The 2,049-nt window shown below is 33.5% G+C and carries 2 protein-coding genes and 1 pseudogene; 1 reads left to right on the top strand and 2 read right to left on the bottom strand.

The window, feature by feature from the left end:
- Positions 1-110, bottom strand: a 110-nt coding sequence (locus tag AC1DTM_RS23990) for a helix-turn-helix domain-containing protein (protein ID WP_477001057.1), incomplete at its 3' end; no start/stop codon positions are given.
- A gap of 186 nt (positions 111-296) precedes the next feature.
- Here AC1DTM_RS23990 and AC1DTM_RS23985 point away from each other — a divergent pair.
- A pseudogene (locus AC1DTM_RS23985) lies at positions 297-670 on the top strand (DUF3967 domain-containing protein); the annotation flags it as partial.
- Between the two features lie 339 nt (positions 671-1,009).
- On the opposite strand, the gene AC1DTM_RS23980 reads toward AC1DTM_RS23985, so the two are convergent.
- On the bottom strand, positions 1,010-2,049 hold a 1,040-nt coding region (locus AC1DTM_RS23980; protein WP_477001056.1), incomplete at its 5' end, for a helix-turn-helix domain-containing protein.

Here is a 2,049-nt window from a genome sequence, read left to right as displayed (position 1 = left end):
GTAAGGAAGCGATTGAACACAAATCGACTACAACCAATAGTTTTCGCAATTAAGATTTCTTGTCTTTTGTTCGGGTAAATACGAAATTTATATGCTTTATTTATTAACATTGATTGCACCTCACTTTCTAGCATTCTTCTTAATAGTATACAAAATAAGTAGGCTTACGCCTACCGTCATTCATCTCCCACCTAAAATTGGTGTTTCACACCTTCACATTTTTGAGGAAGGAGTCTTCTGTCCGAAAATGATAAAAGCTTGGATAATTACCTAATATTTAGATATTGGGAGTGTTTAAGAAAACAGCTAAAATAATTGTGAAGCAATTGGGAAGCGTTAGTAATGAAGAAGAAATCCAGGAAACAGATCTGATTCCTTACCCCATCCAACATCAATTCCAACAGAAATATAGCGCTATGATAGAACAGATAAACCGGGAGCAACAAAGAAATCTTTTGGAAATAGAGCGAAGACCAGGGGATCGCATAGATCCAAGGAATAAGTTGATTGAAGAAAGTGCGAGGGAGCAAAGGGAACGTGAGGAAAGAATTCAGAACAAAGAGACGAAAATCTTATGAATGTTATTAGAGAAATGCAGGAAACGAAACGGGCTATTATGTCGGCTCAGGAAGAAGTAGCAGCTGCTAGAGAAAAGAGAAAAGCTTGGTGAAAGTTTTGGGGCTAGCTAGAGGATTGATTGGAATGAGGGGTTATATGAAATTAAAAATATAGAAATATCGTTTCGGAACAGTCAAAAGGTTTTTGATAAACTAAACACATAAAGTTCTTTGATAACTTGATATATAAGGTTGCAGGAAGAAAACAAAGTACAAAAACCAAGCCGTTTGGTTCCTGCGTAAAATATCAATCGTAAAAAAGAATGTCTAAACGTTGGACATCTAGGAGTGGAATAACCCGAAGTAACGATCAGGGAGACGAAAGTTTGCTTTCGTCGTGAAACTGAGAAGCCCCCACTTCAAAATTCGTTAGAATTTAGGTGGGGGGTAGTTCACAATATGGAATGTTTCTGTCGAAATAGTTTTGGTGTATAGCCAGTGTTTTTTTTGAATACCCTTGTAAAATAACTTTGATCAGCAAAGTTAAGCAAACTATAGATATCTGTTAGAGAATGTGCAGTTAGAGCTAAGAGTCTTTTTGCCTCTTCTATTTTCTCTTGTTGTATATATATACTTAAAGAGATCCCTACTTCTTTTTTAAACAATGTAGATAGATAGTTAGGGTGCATATGAATATGATCGGCAAGATCTTTGAGCGATATTTCTTGATAAAGATTTCTAGTAATATAGTTTTGGCAAGCGAGAATAGTTTGAGAATATTTTTTTGTTCTATATTCATTTACATAATCTGCATAAGCACATAAAACTTCCTCTAATAGTCTATTAATATCTTTTAAGTTATTTAACTTGTCTAAACTTTGTATATATAAGTCACTCAGCGCGTAAGCAATTTCTGAAGGAAGACCTCCTTCAATGGCATATCTACAAGCTAAAGTAATCATAGAGATGGAAAAATATTTTCTATTTCTCACCTCACTGGTTAATGATAAAATTCCAAATGTACTTTGGTCTAATGCGCAATAATGCTTCAGCATCTCTTTTTTATCTCCATTTCCAATCCACTTAAAAAACTTCTTTTCCGTTGCAAAATCATGATGAATAAAACTATTCTCTTGACGCATTGAAACATACAAATCATAGTCAGTGTTTTCAAAGAGGTTGTTTTTTTGCTGAACAGTAGTTACATCTAATTTTTTTTTATAGATGAGATAATACAGTAAGACACTTATATGAATCAAAGTTAAATTCTTTATTATTGGAAGCGAATCGTAATAATTTCGAACCTCTTCTTTATTTATAATTAAATTACTATCGTTTATTATTCCTCCAATTTGCGTTGGAAGTAATTCTGAACATGTAGAGGGTCCTACAATAAAAGTTCCATCTTTGCAGCCCTTACTTCTAGTATGGATAATAATGAAATTTTCATAATACTCATTACTTTTAATGATTGGAAAGTTTTGAGGTGAGG

It is taken from the genome of Bacillus sp. P4_D3, from assembly GCF_056401855.1.
Note: the sequence above shows the minus strand (reverse complement) of the source record. Positions and strands in the feature narration are given on the sequence as shown.